This window comes from Pseudonocardia hierapolitana, assembly GCF_007994075.1.
GTDB lineage: Bacteria > Actinomycetota > Actinomycetes > Mycobacteriales > Pseudonocardiaceae > Pseudonocardia > Pseudonocardia hierapolitana.
Window position 1 is genome coordinate 2433798 of sequence record NZ_VIWU01000001.1, and the last position, 15232, is coordinate 2449029.

The following is a 15232-nucleotide window of genomic DNA, read 5'->3' on the forward strand; positions in this document are numbered from 1 at the left end:
CCGGCTAACGGGCCGAGCGAGCGGGCCGCAGCTCGCGGGGCAGCGAGAACCTGAGGGTCTCCTCGGCGGTGCTGACCTCCTCGACCGACTCCCAGCCACGCTCGGCGAGGTGGTCGAGGACACCGCGCACGAGCACCTCGGGCACCGACGCGCCGCTCGTGAGCCCGACCGTGTCGACGCCCTCGAGCCACGCGTCGTCGATCTCGCGGGCGTAGTCGATGAGGTGCGCCGCCCCGGCGCCCGCGGTGAGCGCCACCTCGACGAGCCGCACCGAGTTCGAGGAGTTCTTGGAGCCCACGACCAGGACGAGGTCGCACTGCGGCGCCATCGCCTTGACCGCCACCTGGCGGTTCTGGGTGGCGTAGCAGATGTCGTCGCTCGGCGGGTTCTGCAGCCCGGGGAACCGCTCGCGCAGCGCCCGCACCGTCTCCATCGTCTCGTCGACCGACAGGGTGGTCTGCGAGAGCCACACGACCTTCTCCGGGTCGCGGACCTCGACGCTCGCGACGTCGGCCGCGGTCTCCACGAGCTGGATGTGCTCGGGAGCCTCACCGGACGTGCCCTCGACCTCCTCGTGCCCGTGGTGGCCGACCAGCAGGATGTCGTAGTCCTCGCGGGCGAACCGCTTCGCCTCGCCGTGCACCTTGGTGACGAGCGGGCAGGTGGCGTCGATGGTGCGCAGCCCCCGCTCCTTCGCCTGGTCCCGCACCGCGGGCGAGACACCGTGGGCGGAGAACACGACGAGCGCGCCCTCCGGCACCTCGTCGGTCTCGTCGACGAAGATCGCGCCGCGCTCGGTGAGGGTCTCGACGACGTGCACGTTGTGCACGATCTGCTTGCGCACGTAGACCGGCGGGCCGTGCTGCTCGAGCGCCTGCTCGACGGCCTCGACGGCCCGGTCGACGCCCGCGCAGTACCCGCGCGGCGCGGCCAGCAGGACGCGCTTCGTAGCACCCGACATGCCCCCAGCCTACGGACCGTTGTCGCGCGCACGCCGCCACTAGGGACGAACCGCACTTTCTTCGACGGGCCCCAGGGTTGTGAGGGCGGTACTGCGGGGGAGACTGTGGGTATGAGCCCGCTGCCGCTGCCGGTCCGTGTCGCCGCCGGCCTCGTCGCGTCCGCCGTGGAACAGGCCAGGGAGCTGCCGCGCCTCGTGGTCGAGCTGCCCGTCACCGCCGTCAGCCAGGCCCTGCAGGCGTCCATGCGCGTGCAGCAGAAGGTCACGGAGCTGGCGATCAAGGGCGATCAGGCACTGGGCACGCTCCGGCCCGTCGAGGAACGGCCCAGCTGGGCCACGTTCGACGACGAGGAGGACACGTCCGCCTCCGGCAACGGGGCGAGCGCGGTCACCGAGCTGCGGCCGTACCGGCAGCCGAACCCGCCCGCCGACACGGCGGTCGAGACGGCCGCTGCGGCCACCGCGGCCGCAGCGGAAGGCGACACCCTGCAGCACACCGAGCCCGCCGAGCCCGCGGCGACCGGGCCGAACGCGCTCCCCGGCTACCAGGACCTCACGATCCCGCAGCTGCGCGGGCGGCTGCGCCACCTCACCGCCGACGACCTGCGTGCCCTGCTCGAGTGGGAGACCACGCACGACAACCGCGCCCCGTTCGTCACGATGCTCTCCAACCGGCTCACGACGGTCACGGAAGGGTGACCGGACCGACCTCGCCGGAGCAGCCGTGGCCGGTACGCACGGTTGCCCGCAAGATCGCCGAGTGGGTCGACCGGCTCGGTGCGGTCTGGGTGGAGGGCCAGCTCGCCCAGGTCACGGCGCGAGCCGGGACCGGTACCGCGTTCCTGGTGCTGCGCGACCCGGCGGCCGACGTGTCGCTGCAGCTCACCGCCCCGATCGGGCTGGTGCGCGACGGTGGTCCCGCGGTGGCGGAGGGCAACCGGGTCGTCGTGCACGGCAAGCCCTCGTTCTTCCTCGGCCGCGGCACGCTCTCCCTGCGCGTCGACGACATCCGCGCCGTCGGCATCGGGGAGCTGCTCGCGCGCATCGAGCGGTTGCGCAGGCTGCTGGCCGCCGAGGGGCTGTTCGACCCCGCCCGCAAGCGCCGCCCGCCGTTCCTGCCGCGCTGCATCGGCCTGATCACGGGCCGCGCGTCGGCCGCGGAGCACGATGTCGTGACGAACGCGCAGGCCCGCTGGCCCGCGGTCCGGTTCCGGATCGAGTCGGTCGCCGTGCAGGGCGCCCTCGCGGTGCCGCAGATCGTCGACGCGCTCGGCGTGCTCGACCGCGACCCGGACGTGGACGTCATCGTGATGGCGCGCGGCGGCGGCAGCGTCGAGGACCTGCTGCCGTTCTCCGACGAGACGCTCTGCCGGGCCGTCGCCGGCTGCCGCACGCCGGTGGTCTCGGCGATCGGGCACGAGCCGGACACCCCGCTCGTCGATCACGTGGCCGACGTGCGCTGCTCCACCCCCACCGAGGCCGGCCGGCGGCTCGTGCCGGACATCGGGGAGGAGACCGCGCGGATCGCCGGGCTGCGCGACCGGGCCCGCCGGGCACTGGCCGGCTGGGTGGACCGCGAGGAGCGCCTGCTCTCCGCGCTGCGCGGCCGCCCGGTGCTGGCCGAGCCGCTGCGCGCCGTCGATGCCCGCGCGGTGGAGGTCGAGCGGCTGCGGGAGGCCGCACGCACGTGCGTCGAGCGCGGGCTGGAGCGGCGCGCCGACGACCTCGAGCACGTCCGCGCCCGGCTGGCCACCCTCGGTCCGGCCGCCACCCTCGCCCGGGGCTACGCGGTGGTGCAGCGGGTGACCGAGGACGGTGCCGGCCCGCCGCCGGTGCTGCGCTCGGTCGACGAGGTCGGGCCGGGTGACCGCCTGCGGATCCGGGTGGCCGACGGGGCCGTGGCCGCGACGGTCGGCGACACCGCCGCGAAGCGGAACGGCACACGAGCGAAGAAGACGAAGGCGAGCACGACATGAACGAACGCCCCGGCGTCGACGGGCTGGGCTACGAGCAGGCCCGCGACGAGCTCGCCGAGGTGGTCCGCGCCCTCGAGGCAGGCGGCCTCGGTCTCGACGAGTCCGTGGCCCTGTGGGAGCGCGGTGAGGCGCTGGCCCGCCGCTGCGAGGAGCAGCTGGCCGGCGCCCGGGAACGGGTGCAGAAGGTGCTGGACGAGGCCGACGCTTCGGACTGAAGCGTCCGACTGAGCCCCGCCCCTTTCCGACGAGCGGCGCTGTCGTGCCACTGAGGGCTCCGCGCTCGCTTCGCCGCGCGCAGCCCTCAGACATGCAGCGTGTCGGTACCTATCCGACGAACGCGCCGCTCGTCGGAGGGGAAACCGCGTAGTCGGGGAGCTCGATCGCGTCCGACTTGCCGAACTGGGCCGCCATGAGGTTCCGCAGCGGCCAGCGGTTCATCCAGCGGACCGCCTGCGTCCGGAGCGCGATCTCCAGGCGCGTCCTCGGCACGAAGCCGTTCACGCCGCCGGGCGGCAGCTCCTGCGCCTGGGCGATGTAGGGGCGCATCACGGCCTCGTAGGCGGCGAAGGCGGTGCGGTGGTCACCTGCGGCCCGCGCCAGCTCGCCGGCCAGCACGTACGCACCCACGAGCGCGGTGCTCGTGCCGAGGCCGGACAGCGGCGACGGGCACCATGCGGCGTCGCCGAGCAGGACGACCCGGCCCGACGACCACGACTCCATGCGCGTCTGACCGAGCTCCTCGACGACCAGGTCGCTGCTGTCCTGCAGGTCGGCGATCACCTGGTCGGCCACCCACCCGGTACCTGCGAACGTCCGGGTGAGCAGCGCGCGTTGCGCGGCGGCGTCGCGCCGGTGGACGCCCGTCGGCGGCGTGCGGAACCCCATCAGCGCCTTGACACGGCCGGACACCCGATCCGGGCGCAGCGCGAGCATGGTGGCGGGCGCGTTGTACATCCGCATCCACCCGTCGAGCCCGTACCGGTCCGGCACCGTGAAGAACGCCGTGACGCACCCCAGCGGGCGGACGAACCCCTCCTCCGGCCCGAACGCCAGCGCCCGCACCCCGGAGTGCAGCCCGTCGGCGCCGACCACGAGCCCGAACCGGCGCTCGGCCGAGCGCTGGAACCGCACGAGGACACCGTCCTCGTCCTGCTCGATCGCGGTGACGGCGTCGTCGTAGACGTACTCGACACCGTCCCGGGCGGCATCGAGGAGGACCTGGGCGAGGTCGCCACGCATCACCTCGATCTCCGCGACGACGCCCTCACCGCCGAAGGCCTCCGCGGACATCTGCCCGAGCGACCGACCGTTCGTGTCGACGTAGGCGATGCCTCGCTCCTCGACCGTGACCGCGCGGACGGCGGGCAGCAGGCCCATGCGCTCGACGACGGTGCGACCGGCGCCGCGCAGGTCGACCGTCTGGCCGCCGGGACGTGGAGCGGGCGACCGCTCCACGACCGTGGGCCGGTAGCCGGAGCGCGCCAGCCAGTGGGCGAGGGCCGGGCCTGCGATACCGCCACCGGAGATCAGGACACTCTTCTCGTGCACCGTACGACTCCCTTCGGTTCTTCTACGCGAAGGACCGTACGTCGTACGGACACCGGGCAGCAACTACGTTAGCCCTGCTTACCTGCGGCTATCCGGCGAGAGCACTAGTGCACTAACATCGGCGCATCCCGCGCGACAAGCGCCGCCCAGCGCCCAGCCGCACTAGTGCACCCTTCTTCCGGGAGACGGAACGTGACCGAGACCACCTCCGCGCGCATCGCCGCCGACCTCCGCTCGCGCATCGCGGCGGGCGAGTTCGCCCCCGGTGACCGCGTCCCGTCCACCCGGGAGCTCACCCGCCGCTGGGGCGTTGCGATGGCCACCGCCACCAGGGCGCTGTCCCTCCTGCAGGACGAGGGCGTGCTGCGGTCGGTGCGCGGCGTCGGCACGGTCGTCGCCGTCCGTCCGTCCAGCGCGCGCCCCGCCCGGCGCCGCGGGGCGGGCCCGAGCCCGGCGCGTGACGACATCGTCCGTGCCGCGATCACCATCGCCGACGCGGAGGGCCCCGCGACGCTGTCGATGCGCCGGATCGCGGCCGATCTCGGCATCCCCACGATGACGCTCTACCAGCACGTCGCGAGCAAGGACGAGCTCGTCACGCTCATGATCGACCGGGCCTTCGGCGAGGAGCCGCTGCCTGCGCAGGCCTCGCCGCACTGGCGCGAGGCGCTGGAGATCGCCGCGCGGCTGGAGTGGGCCGTCTTCCGCCGCCATCCCTGGCTCGCCCCCGCGATGTCGCTCACCCGCCCTCAGCTCGTGCCGAGCGCGCTCCGCTACACCGAGTGGGTGCTCGCCGCCCTCGACGGGCTCGGCCTGGACCCCGACCGGGCCTTCAACATCCACATCATGGTGTTCAGCTACGTGCGGGGCATGGCGGTGAACCTCGAGTCGGAGGCCCAGGCCGAGGCCGAGAGCGGCCTGACCGCCGACGAGTGGATGGACGCGCACGCCGGCACCCTCACGTCACTGGCCGCGGGAGGGGACTTCCCGCACGTCCGGCGGATCAGTGTGCTCGACTTCGACCTCGACCTGGACGCCCTGTTCGAGCTCGGCCTGCGCTGCCTGCTCGACGGCCTCCGGGGTGTGCTGCCCTGACCCGACAACCAGGGGTGGGATCGGGGTCGTTCCCGATCACATCTCCGGCCGGCCCGGGCACATTTCGGACGTGCCCGGAAACGATCGAACGTGGCGGCAGCTGACGGTGTGGCTGCACGTCGTGACGTCCCTCGGCTGGATGGCGCTGGCTCTGACCCTGCTCGCGCTGCTCGCCCTCTCCGTCTCGGACCCGGCCCACGCGGCGAGCGCGACGGCGATGGCCCATTTCCTCGACACCGTCCTGCTGGCACCGCTGGCCAACGCGTCGGCGTCCACCGGCCTGGTGCTCTCCCTCGGCACGGCGTGGGGGCTGATCCACCAGCGGTGGGTGCTCACCAAGTTCGCCCTCACGCTCGGCCAGCTCTACGCCGGGATCTTCCTGCTCTCCGACGCGCTCGGCGAGACCGCCGCGACCGTCCACGCCGAACCCGCTCTCGTCGCCGGAACGGCCGCGATGGCGGGCGCGCTCGGCTTCCAGGCGTGGCTGTCGGTCACCAAGCCGTGGCCGCGGACGCGCTGGGCCCGCCACCGCGACACCGGCCGCCCGGTCCGGCTCCCGACAGCGCCGGCCGCGCTCTTCGCCGCGGCGGTGCTCGCCCCGCTCGTCGACATCGCCGTCGGAACCGTGGTGGGGTTCCCGACACCCGTGCTGTCGCTGCTGTCGGTGGTGGCGGCGGCCGTCGTGCGACGGCGTGCCCTGCGGGCACCGAGGGCCGCCGGACGGATGCAGTACGGGGACACCGCGGCCGCAATCGGCGAGACTCGTCCGTGACGTACCGGTCCGGAGCGAGCGGGAGTGAGCGCGGTGACCTTGACGAGCGTGTGGGTGCAGACCCACTCCGACGGGCTGGTGCGCGCCGACCAGGTCATCGGCATCGAGGCGCACTCGACCGCAGGCCTCCGGGACACGCCGTCGCACTGGCTGCTCGACGTCGTGCTCGCCACCTCGGTCGGCAGCGGCTACCGCGAGAGCTGGACCGTCACGGCGTTGCACCGCACGCTGGCCCAGACCGCGTTCCCGCCCGAAGGTTCGTCCATGGCGCTCGCCGGGCTGCTCGCCCGGCTCGACACGATCAGCGCCATGGGGATCATCACCGTCGAGAAGGAGGACCCCGCGGTGCCCGACACCGACGCCTTCACCGCGAGCGCGAGCGGCATCCGCTTCCGGTTCATGCCGTTCCCGCCGCCTGCGCCGCAGGACCGCACGGACGCGGAGTACCTCTGAGATGGCGCGGATGCGGGTGGCGGTGGTCGGTGCCGGGGTGGTGGGCCTGTCCGCCACCGCCGCGCTGCTGGAGCGCGGAGCCCAGGTGGTCTGCTACGAGCGGGCGGACGAGCCGATGGCGGAGCGGTCCGTGGGGTCGTCCCGGATCTTCCGGTTCGCGCACCGCGAGCCGGAGCTGGTGGCGCGGGCCGCCGACGCCCGTGTCGGGTTCGACCGGTGGGCGGAGCGGGCCGGCCGCCCCATGATCGTCCCCTCCGGATGCGTGATCAGCGGTGCGGACGTCCCGGCGTGGGCGGCGGCCATGGAGGCGGCGGGCGCGCTGTTCGAGATGCAGCCGGACCCCGACGGGCTCCGGCTGCCCGCCCGCCTGGCTCCGACCGAGGCGTTGCTCGACCCGTCCGGCGGGGTCGTCGACGTCGACGCGGTCCGGGAGTACCTCACCGGCCTCACGGAGCGAGCTCTTCGACACGAACCGGTCGACGCCGTCGACGCCGACGGTCACGTGTGGACCCGGAGCGGGCCGGCCCGGTTCGACGCCGTCCTCCTGGCCGCGGGGGCCGGCACCCCGGCGCTCGCCGCGCGGGTCGGGATCGCGGTCCCGGACGAGATCGAGCACCACGCCCGGTTCACGTTCCCGGTCGATCCCGCAGTTCCGTGGCGGAGCTGGATCGACCTCCCCGCGACCGGGCTGGGCACCTACCAGCACGCGAGCGGGCCCGGCCGGTGGGCCGTCGGCGGCCACCTCGACCCGGCCGTCACGAGGTGGGAGGTCGGGCGGGACGCGGCCACCGCGGCCTCGCGGGAAGCGGTGCTGGAGTACGCGCGCGAGCACCTCACCGTGGAACCGCGGATCATCGAGACGGTCTACTGCACGCCGATCCCGGGCCTCGGCGACGGGTTCCGGGTCCAGCGCGCCGACCGGGTGGTCGCGGTGCACGGGGAGAACCTGTTCAAATTCGCCCCGGTGCTCGGCGCGACCCTCGCGGCCGCGTGCGAGGCGGTCTGATCAGCGGCGCGGTCTGATCAGCGGCGCGGCGCGATGACCTCGCCGCGCACCGCCGCCGCGGCGAGCACCCGGAAGTCCGCCTCGCTCCCGCTGCCGGTCACCAGCACCCGCACCCCGTCGACATCGGTGATCCAGATCGGTTCGCCGCGCTGCCCGGCGTAGGCCACCCACTGCTGCCCGTCGACGTCGACGGGGCCCTGCGCCTGCGCGGCCGCGCCGCCCGCCTCGGCGCGCAGCATCGCCTCCTCGCTGGCATCACCTTGCTGCAGGCGCAGGTACCGCCCTTCCGGCGTGAGGAATCCGGCGCTCACGACGCGGCCGCCCTCGGGCAGGGACGTCCGGTCCACCGCGTTGGCCCGCCAGCCGTCCGGCACCGCCGGGACGCGCAGCGGGAACGTGGAGTCCACGGCGAGCCGCGTCAGCTCGGCGGGAACGTCGACGACCGGGAGCCGCGACGAGTCGACCGTCGGGCCGGTGGGCGCGAACGTGCACGAGCGCGACAGCCCGCCCGCGACGAGCACGACCAGCGCGAGCACGGCGAGGGCGCCGAACATGTCGCGCAGCTTCAGTGCCGAACGCGGCGGCTTCGCCGGCGGGCCGGGTTGGGAGCTCACGACCTCAATCGTGCATCACGTCGTGCCGATGGTCTCGTCGTGCTGGTGGTCTTGTCGTGCTGGTGGTCTTGTCGTGCTGATGGTCTCAGTGCGGATCGACACGACCTCGGACCGTCGCGGCATCTGCGAGGATCGAACTCCACAAGGCCCGCGCCACCGTCGCCGCGGGAGAAGGAGGGCGAGATGACCACATCCGAGGGCGTGGCGACCCCACGCGAGAGCCGACGCGAGGCACCGGACCGCAACCTCGCGATGGAGCTCGTCCGCGTCACCGAGGCGGCGGCGATGGCGGCGGGCCGCTGGGTGGGACGCGGCGACAAGAACGGTGGCGACGGCGCGGCCGTCGACGCGATGCGCCAGCTCATCGGCACCGTGTCCATGCGGGGCGTCGTGGTGATCGGCGAGGGCGAGAAGGACGAGGCGCCCATGCTGTACAACGGCGAACACGTCGGCGACGGCACCGGCCCCGAATGCGACGTGGCCGTCGACCCGATCGACGGCACCACCCTGATGTCGAAGGGCATGCCCGGCGCGGTGGCCGTGCTCGCGGTGGCCGAGCGCGGCGCGATGTTCGACCCCTCGGCCGTGTTCTACATGGAGAAGCTCGCCGTCGGCCCCGAGGCGGCCGACGTCATCGACATCACCGCGCCCATCGGGGAGAACATCCGCCGCGTCGCCCGTGCCAAGCACCTCGAGGTCAGCGACGTCACGGTCTGCGTGCTGGACCGCCCGCGGCACGCGTCACTCGTGAAGGAGATCCGCAGCACCGGGGCGCGCATCCAGTTCATCTCCGACGGCGACGTCGCGGGCTCGATCTCCGCGGCCCGCCCCAACACCGGCATCGACCTGCTCATCGGCATCGGCGGCACCCCGGAGGGGATCATCAGTGCGGCCGCCCTCAAGTGCATGGGCGGCGCCATCCAGGGGCGGCTCTGGCCGCGCGACGACGAGGAGCGGGCGAAGGCCGTCGCCGCGGGCCACGACCTCGACCAGGTCCTCACCACCGACGAGCTCGTCCGCAGCGACAACGTCTTCTTCTGCGCCACCGGCGTGACCGACGGCGACCTGCTGCAGGGCGTGCGCTACTGGGCGGGCGGCTGCACCACGCAGTCGATCGTCATGCGTTCGAAGTCCGGCACCGTGCGCATGATCGAGGGCTACCACCGGCTCACGAAGCTCCGTGAGTACTCCTCTGTGAACTTCGACCTGTCGGCCGAGCAGCTGGAGGCCGGGGAGCACACGCCGCCGCCCCTGCCGTGAACCCGGTCCGACCCCTATCGGACCGGGAGGAGGCCCAGGCGCTGTGCCTGCAGCACCGCAGCCAGCCGGTCACCGACGCCCAGCTTGGTGTAGAGCCGTTCGAGGTGCTTGTGCACCGTGCGTTCGGTGATCAGCAGCTTGCGGCCGATCGCGGCGGCGGTGAGGCCGTCGGCGAGCTCCCCGAGCACGGCGAGCTCGCGCGGCGTGAGGTGCATGCTGGTGGCCACGTCACGAGCGCCCCCGCCGAAGCCCGTCCGGGCGGCAACGACCTGGCGGTCGAGCCCGCGGAGCAGGTGCTGCACGGTCAGCGCCAGCTGCACCTCGTCCGGGGTGAAGGGGTCGGCGCGCCCCAGGACGAACGCGCGGTGGCTGTGCTGGCCGACGTGCAGGGGCAGCGCCAGCTGCGACGGCACTCCCCACGAGACGGCCACCTCCCGCCAGCTCGCCTGCGCCGCCTCGTCCGCGAACCGCGCCGGCACGTCGGCCACCTGGATCGCCCGCCAGTCGCCGGTCGCGAGGTAGTAGCGCAGGATCGGGTGGCACGCCGGGACGCAGCACGCGCCCCAGTGGTCGACCTCGGCGCGGTGCCCGCAGAACTGCTCGCCGCGCGGCCACACCCGCTGCACGGCGCCGCGCCCCGGCTCACGGTAGTTGTAGGCCGCGGCGAGGAGCCCGAAGCTCGCGTGCAACTGCGCGGCGATCCGTTCGTCGGGCAGCTCGGTGAGCGGAGCGGACAGCAGATCGCCCACCAGGCCCAGCCAGCTCCGCTCGCGGGTGCGGTCCATGGCGATGGCCTCGCCAGGGGGACGCGGCGGCGTTAGCGCGCCACGGCAACCCTCACCCGCGCGGAGGCCCGGTTCCCACGGTCAGCGGACACCAGCACCGCGGCGCCGTCTTCCCGCAGCACCGCGCGGCCGGGTGGGCCGCCGGCCCGGCACGCTCGTTCTTCCCGGGCTCGTGGAACCCGCTCCCGCCCCTCGGGCGCGGCCGCTCGTGGAGGCGGAAGCGGGAGAACGGCACCCGCCGATGGTGGCGCCTGCGGCCCCGCAGCGGGATACGCACAACTGCGTATTCCGGCGGGGTGGGCGCCGCCACCCCTTGATGCACGCAGCCCGCCTGTGGGAGAAGACTGGCCGCATGTCCACCGACGACCGGTTCCGGATCGAGCACGACACGATGGGCGAGGTCAAGGTGCCCGTCGACGCACTCTGGCGCGCGCAGACCCAACGCGCCGTCGAGAACTTCCCGATCTCCGGGCGCGGGCTGGAACGCGCCCAGATCCGCGCACTCGGGCTCGTCAAGGGCGCTGCCGCACGGGTCAACAAGCAGATCGGGGTCCTCCCCGCCGAGCTCGCGGACGCGATCGCCGCCGCCGCGGACGAGGTCGCCGCCGGCATGCACGACGAGCACTTCCCCGTCGACGTGTTCCAGACCGGCTCCGGCACCAGCTCCAACATGAACGCCAACGAGGTGATCGCCTCGATCGCCGCCCGTTCCGGCGTCGACGTGCACCCGAACGACCACGTCAACGCCTCGCAGTCGTCCAACGACGTCTTCCCGACCACGATCCACGTGGCCGCCACGGAGGCGCTGCTGAACGACGTCGTCCCCGCGCTGGAACACCTCGCCGCCGCCCTGCGCCGCCGCGCGGAGGACTGGGCGGACGTCGTCAAGGCCGGGCGCACGCACCTCATGGACGCCGTGCCGATCACGCTCGGCCAGGAGGCGGGCGGCTGGGCCACGCAGATGGAGTACGGCGCGGCGCGGGTCCGCGACGTGCTGCCGCGGCTGGCCCAGCTCCCGATCGGCGGCACCGCGGTCGGCACCGGGCTGAACGCCCCCGAGGGGTTCGCCGCACGGGTGGTCGAGGAGCTGCGCACCGCCACCGGCCTGCAGGAGCTCACCGAGGCCGAGGACCACATCGAGGCGCAGGGCGCGCGCGACGGCCTGGTCGAGGCGTCCGGCGCACTGCGGACCGTGGCCGTCTCCCTGTTCAAGGTGGCCAACGACATCCGCTGGTTGGGCTCGGGCCCGCGCACCGGCCTCGCCGAGCTGCGCCTGCCCGACCTGCAGCCGGGCAGCTCGATCATGCCGGGGAAGGTCAACCCCGTGATCTGCGAGGCCACGATGATGGTGGCCGCCCAGGTGATCGGCAACGACGCCACCGTCGCGTTCTCCGGGTCGCAGGGCAACCTCGAGCTCAACGTGATGATGCCGGTGATGGCCCGCAACCTGCTCGAGTCGGCCCGGCTCCTCGCCGCCGCCGCGCGGGTGCTCGCCGACAAGGTCGTCGACGGTGTGGAGCCCGACCTGGAGCGCACGCGTGAGCTCGCCGAGTCCTCACCGTCGATCGTCACGCCGCTCAACCGCTACCTCGGCTACGAGGAGGCGGCCTCGATCGCGAAGCAGTCGCTCAAGGAGCGCAAGACGATCCGCGAGGTCGTGATGGAGCGCGGGCACGTCGACGACGGCAAGCTCACGATCGAGCAGCTCGACGCCGCCCTCGACGTCCTGGCGATGGCGCGCGGCGGCAAACGCTGATCAGGCGCCTCGGTTGCTCCGAACGGGGGTGAACCCGACTACGAGCCGTGAAGTTTCACTCATCGTTCATCACCTCTTGCACCCGTGCGTGATTGCATCGCCCGGCGCGAGTGGAAGGAGTGCACGATGAGCGACCACGGCCGTTTCGCGTTCGAGCCGCTGCTGAACCTCGTCAACGGCCGGCCCGTCGGGCTCGAGGTGCTGCGCTGCCAGGCGCGGGACCAGGTCGAGTACGTCGCGCGCAACTCCGTGTGGGGCACGCGCCAGCTCGCCGAATTCGACTCGGGGATCGCCATCGCCTCCGTGCTGCACGGCACGGACTACGACGCCACCGTTCCGCTGCACGTCGACGTGCTCGCCGACACCGTGGTGGCCGCGCGCCGCCGGATCGGGCAGCTGCGCGGCTCGCTCCTGTCCCGGGACGGCAGCCACCCCGCGCCCCCGATCCTGCTGGAGATCAACCCGGCGCTGTCGGCCGCGCCCGCGGACGCGCTCGCCGAGGGCGTGGCCGAGCTGCGGGCGGCCGGCTTCGGGATCGGCCTGGACGGTCCCGCCCGCGGCTTCGGCCTCGAACTCGTCGCCGAACTGGCGCCCGACCTCGTCAAGCTCGAGCGCGACCTGGTCGCCCGGCTGCCGTACCAGCCGCTCGCGCGCACCGTGGCGCAGGCCGTCGTCGAGGTGTGCCGCGCGGTCGGCGTGCGGCTCGCCGCCACCGGCGTGGCCACTCCGGAGCAGCTCGCCGCGGTGCGTGACCTCGGGATCACCTGGGCCCAGGGTTCGCTGCTCGCGGAGCCGCGCAGGCGCCCGTCCACCGAGGGCATCCTCCTGCCGGCCGACCTCATGCCCCGCAGGCGCGCCGTCGTCCCCGCACAGCGGACGGAGGCCCCGCCCACGCCGGTGGCGGGCCTCGGCCAGGCCGCGGTCACCCTGTGGGATGACGTGCCGGCCGAGAGCGTCCGGCAGGCGCTGGCCGACCACCCCCAGGCCGGCAGCGTCGTCCTGCTCGACCCCTCCGGACGCCCGACCGGGTTCCTCGACCGCAACCGCTTCATGCTCGCGATCTCCGGGCCGTTCGGGCGTGCGCTCTACGCCAACCGCCCCGCGCGGGCGCTCGCCGAGCCGCCGCGCACCCTCCCGGCCCGCACCGACGTCCGCACCGCGCTGCAGTTCTGCCTGGCGGGCGAGCGCGAGCGCAGCTACGACGACATCGTCCTGCTCGACGACGCGGGGGTGTGCACCGGCATCGTCCGCGTCACCGACCTCCTGCAGGAGGCGACGACCGCGACCCCCGCCGCCTGACGCGTCCCCCGGATCCGCGCGAGTCCGGCGTCGGACACGGCGAGTCCGGCGTCACGACGCGGCGAGTCCGACGTTCCCGCACCTCGATCGCGGTCCGATCCCGTCGGCTGTCGGTGGCCGCTGTCAGGATGGGTGCGTGCTGCTCGCCGACGTCGTCGCCACCTCCGCCGCGGTCGGGGCCACCCGCGCCCGCACGGCGAAGACGGCCGCGCTGGCCGCCCTGCTCCGCTCCGCCGCGGACGAGGAGATCGAGCCCGCCACCGCGTGGCTGGCCGGCGAGCCCCGGCAGAACCGGCTGGGCACCGGCTGGCGCACGCTCGCGGGCATCGACGCCCGTCCCGCCGAGCGGCCCACGCTGGAGGTCCTCGCGGTCGAACATGCCCTCGACGAGCTGGCGGCCACCACCGGCAGCGGCTCCACGGCCCGCCGCGCCGCGCTGCTCGGCGAGCTGTTCGGCGCCGCCACCGCTCAGGAGCAGGCCTTCCTGCGCCGGCTGCTCACCGGCGAGCTGCGCCAGGGTGCCCTCGAAGGCGTGATGCTGGAGGCCATCGCCGCGGCCGCAGAGGTCCCGGCCGCGGTCGCGCGGAGGGCGTTCATGCTCTCCGGGCTGCTACCGGCCACGGCCCGGCTCGCGTTGACGGAGGGCGTCGCGGGCCTCGAAGCCGTCGCGCTGCAGGTCGGCAGGCCGGTCCGGCCGATGCTGGCCTCCCCCGCCGACAGCCTCGACACCGCGCTGGCCGAGCTCGCGCCGGAGGTGAGCGTCGAGTTCAAGCTGGACGGTGCCCGCATCCAGGTCCACCGCCAGGGCGACGAGGTGCGGGTCTGGACGCGCACGCTGCGGGAGATCACGTCGAGCGTCCCCGAGCTGGTCGAGCTGGTGCGTTCCCTGCCCTGCCACTCGGTCGTGCTCGACGGCGAGACGCTCGCGCTGCGCGACGACGGCAGGCCGCGCCCGTTCCAGGAGACGATGAGCCGCTTCGGGGCGGCAGCGGGCGAGCTGCTGCTGCAGCCGTTCTTCTTCGACTGCCTCCACCTCGACGGCGCCGACCTGCTCGACGAGCCGCTGCGCGTCCGGCTCGACGCGCTGGAGCGTGCCACGGCCGCCCACCGCATGCCCGGGGCGGTGCGGCCCTCCCCCGAGGAGGCCGCCGAGCTGCTCGAACGCGCGCTCGAAGCCGGCCACGAGGGCGTCATGGTCAAGTCCCTGGATGCTCCGTACGCGGCCGGCAGGCGCGGCCGGGCGTGGCAGAAGGTCAAGCCGGTCCACACCCTCGACCTCGTCGTGCTCGGCGCCGAGTGGGGCTACGGCCGCCGCACGGGCTCGCTGTCGAACATCCACCTCGGCGCCCGCGACCCCGACGGCGGCGAGCCGATCATGGTCGGCAAGACGTTCAAGGGCATGACCGACGAGCTTCTCGCGTGGCAGACCGCGACCTTCCCGGGGCTCGCGCGGGAGGAACCCCGTGGGACGGAAGCCGGCGGAGCCAGCGGGGCGGGTAAGCACAGCCACGAGGTGCTGCTGCGCCCCGAGCTGGTCGTCGAGATCGAGCTCGACGGCGTGCAGCGCAGCCCGCGCTACCCGGGCGGCGTCGCGCTCCGGTTCGCCCGGGTGCTGCGGTACCGCCCCGACAAGACCCCGGCCGAGGCCGACACGATCGACGCGGTGCGGGCGCTGCTGCGCGAGTGACCGCGTTGCCGCCGGTCGCC

The 15232-nt window shown here is 73.9% G+C and carries 15 protein-coding genes; 11 read left to right on the forward strand and 4 right to left on the reverse strand.

Annotated elements, in window-relative coordinates:
* Nucleotides 1-4: 4 nt before the first annotated feature.
* Complete coding sequence (locus FHX44_RS11540) at nt 5-961, reverse strand: 4-hydroxy-3-methylbut-2-enyl diphosphate reductase (RefSeq protein WP_147255669.1); 957 nt, start codon at nt 959-961, stop codon at nt 5-7.
* Between the two features lie 111 nt (nt 962-1072).
* Between FHX44_RS11540 and FHX44_RS11545 the strand changes: the two genes are divergently transcribed.
* Genes FHX44_RS11545 through FHX44_RS11555 form a run of 3 tightly spaced genes read left to right on the forward strand, consistent with a single transcriptional unit; the run spans nt 1073 to nt 3152 of the window.
* Nucleotides 1073-1660 carry a lipid droplet-associated protein gene (locus FHX44_RS11545; protein WP_147255671.1) on the forward strand — a complete coding sequence of 196 codons (588 nt, stop codon included), beginning with the start codon at nt 1073-1075 and terminating at the stop codon, nt 1658-1660.
* Nucleotides 1657-2937: an exodeoxyribonuclease VII large subunit gene (gene xseA / locus FHX44_RS11550; RefSeq protein ID WP_147255673.1), complete on the forward strand. Its 1281-nt coding sequence runs from the start codon at nt 1657-1659 to the stop codon at nt 2935-2937. Before FHX44_RS11545 ends, xseA begins: the two co-directional genes overlap by 4 nt.
* On the forward strand, nt 2934-3152 hold the full coding sequence (locus FHX44_RS11555; RefSeq protein ID WP_147255674.1) for an exodeoxyribonuclease VII small subunit: 219 nt from the start codon (nt 2934-2936) through the stop codon (nt 3150-3152). Before xseA ends, FHX44_RS11555 begins: the two co-directional genes overlap by 4 nt.
* 109 nt (nt 3153-3261) lie before the next feature.
* Here FHX44_RS11555 and FHX44_RS11560 read toward each other — a convergent pair whose 3' ends face one another.
* On the reverse strand, nt 3262-4485 hold the full coding sequence (locus FHX44_RS11560; protein ID WP_147255676.1) for an FAD-dependent monooxygenase: 1224 nt from the start codon (nt 4483-4485) through the stop codon (nt 3262-3264).
* Nucleotides 4486-4677: 192 nt separating this feature from the next.
* Here FHX44_RS11560 and FHX44_RS11565 point away from each other — a divergent pair, with 192 nt between their 5' ends.
* From FHX44_RS11565 to FHX44_RS11580, 4 genes are all read left to right on the forward strand, one after another.
* Nucleotides 4678-5580: a TetR/AcrR family transcriptional regulator C-terminal domain-containing protein gene (locus FHX44_RS11565; protein WP_147255678.1), complete on the forward strand. Its 903-nt coding sequence runs from the start codon at nt 4678-4680 to the stop codon at nt 5578-5580.
* Nucleotides 5581-5650: 70 nt separating this feature from the next.
* A complete protein-coding gene (locus FHX44_RS11570; RefSeq protein ID WP_246170319.1) occupies nt 5651-6352 on the forward strand; it encodes a hypothetical protein in 702 nt (233 codons plus the stop codon).
* A gap of 33 nt (nt 6353-6385) precedes the next feature.
* Complete coding sequence (locus tag FHX44_RS11575) at nt 6386-6805, forward strand: hypothetical protein (RefSeq protein ID WP_147255680.1); 420 nt, start codon at nt 6386-6388, stop codon at nt 6803-6805.
* A gap of 1 nt (nt 6806) precedes the next feature.
* The gene (locus FHX44_RS11580; protein WP_147255682.1) at nt 6807-7811 is read left to right on the forward strand and encodes an FAD-dependent oxidoreductase; all 1005 of its coding nucleotides are present in this window, start codon (nt 6807-6809) and stop codon (nt 7809-7811) included.
* A gap of 17 nt (nt 7812-7828) precedes the next feature.
* On the opposite strand, the gene FHX44_RS11585 is transcribed toward FHX44_RS11580, so the two are convergent.
* Complete coding sequence (locus tag FHX44_RS11585) at nt 7829-8425, reverse strand: DUF4245 domain-containing protein (RefSeq protein WP_147255684.1); 597 nt, start codon at nt 8423-8425, stop codon at nt 7829-7831.
* A gap of 183 nt (nt 8426-8608) precedes the next feature.
* Between FHX44_RS11585 and glpX the strand changes: the two genes are divergently transcribed.
* Nucleotides 8609-9685 carry a class II fructose-bisphosphatase gene (glpX, locus tag FHX44_RS11590; RefSeq protein WP_147255686.1) on the forward strand — a complete coding sequence of 359 codons (1077 nt, stop codon included), beginning with the start codon at nt 8609-8611 and terminating at the stop codon, nt 9683-9685.
* Nucleotides 9686-9699: 14 nt separating this feature from the next.
* Here the strand turns inward: glpX and FHX44_RS11595 are convergent, their stop codons facing one another.
* Complete coding sequence (locus FHX44_RS11595; protein ID WP_147255688.1) at nt 9700-10470, reverse strand: helix-turn-helix transcriptional regulator; 771 nt, start codon at nt 10468-10470, stop codon at nt 9700-9702.
* A 352-nt stretch (nt 10471-10822) separates the two neighbouring features.
* Here FHX44_RS11595 and FHX44_RS11600 point away from each other — a divergent pair, with 352 nt between their 5' ends.
* From FHX44_RS11600 to FHX44_RS11610, 3 genes are all read left to right on the forward strand, one after another.
* The gene (locus FHX44_RS11600; RefSeq protein WP_147255690.1) at nt 10823-12226 is read left to right on the forward strand and encodes a class II fumarate hydratase; all 1404 of its coding nucleotides are present in this window, start codon (nt 10823-10825) and stop codon (nt 12224-12226) included.
* Nucleotides 12227-12352: 126 nt separating this feature from the next.
* Entirely contained in the window at nt 12353-13525 is a 1173-nt protein-coding gene (locus FHX44_RS11605; protein ID WP_147255693.1) for an EAL domain-containing protein, read from the forward strand.
* A gap of 136 nt (nt 13526-13661) precedes the next feature.
* The gene (locus tag FHX44_RS11610; protein WP_147255695.1) at nt 13662-15212 is read left to right on the forward strand and encodes an ATP-dependent DNA ligase; all 1551 of its coding nucleotides are present in this window, start codon (nt 13662-13664) and stop codon (nt 15210-15212) included.
* Nucleotides 15213-15232 lie beyond the last annotated feature (20 nt).

What these genes read in the sequence shown, in the direction of transcription:
- FHX44_RS11540 (WP_147255669.1), bottom strand. Translation starts at nt 961, where the DNA reads ATGTCGGGTGCTACGAAGCGCGTCCTGCTGGCCGCGCCGCGCGGGTAC.
- FHX44_RS11545 (WP_147255671.1), top strand. Translation starts at nt 1,073, where the DNA reads ATGAGCCCGCTGCCGCTGCCGGTCCGTGTCGCCGCCGGCCTCGTCGCG.
- FHX44_RS11555 (WP_147255674.1), top strand. Translation starts at nt 2,934, where the DNA reads ATGAACGAACGCCCCGGCGTCGACGGGCTGGGCTACGAGCAGGCCCGC.
- FHX44_RS11580 (WP_147255682.1), top strand. Translation starts at nt 6,807, where the DNA reads ATGGCGCGGATGCGGGTGGCGGTGGTCGGTGCCGGGGTGGTGGGCCTG.
- glpX (WP_147255686.1), top strand. Translation starts at nt 8,609, where the DNA reads ATGACCACATCCGAGGGCGTGGCGACCCCACGCGAGAGCCGACGCGAG.
- FHX44_RS11595 (WP_147255688.1), bottom strand. Translation starts at nt 10,470, where the DNA reads ATGGACCGCACCCGCGAGCGGAGCTGGCTGGGCCTGGTGGGCGATCTG.
- FHX44_RS11600 (WP_147255690.1), top strand. Translation starts at nt 10,823, where the DNA reads ATGTCCACCGACGACCGGTTCCGGATCGAGCACGACACGATGGGCGAG.
- FHX44_RS11605 (WP_147255693.1), top strand. Translation starts at nt 12,353, where the DNA reads ATGAGCGACCACGGCCGTTTCGCGTTCGAGCCGCTGCTGAACCTCGTC.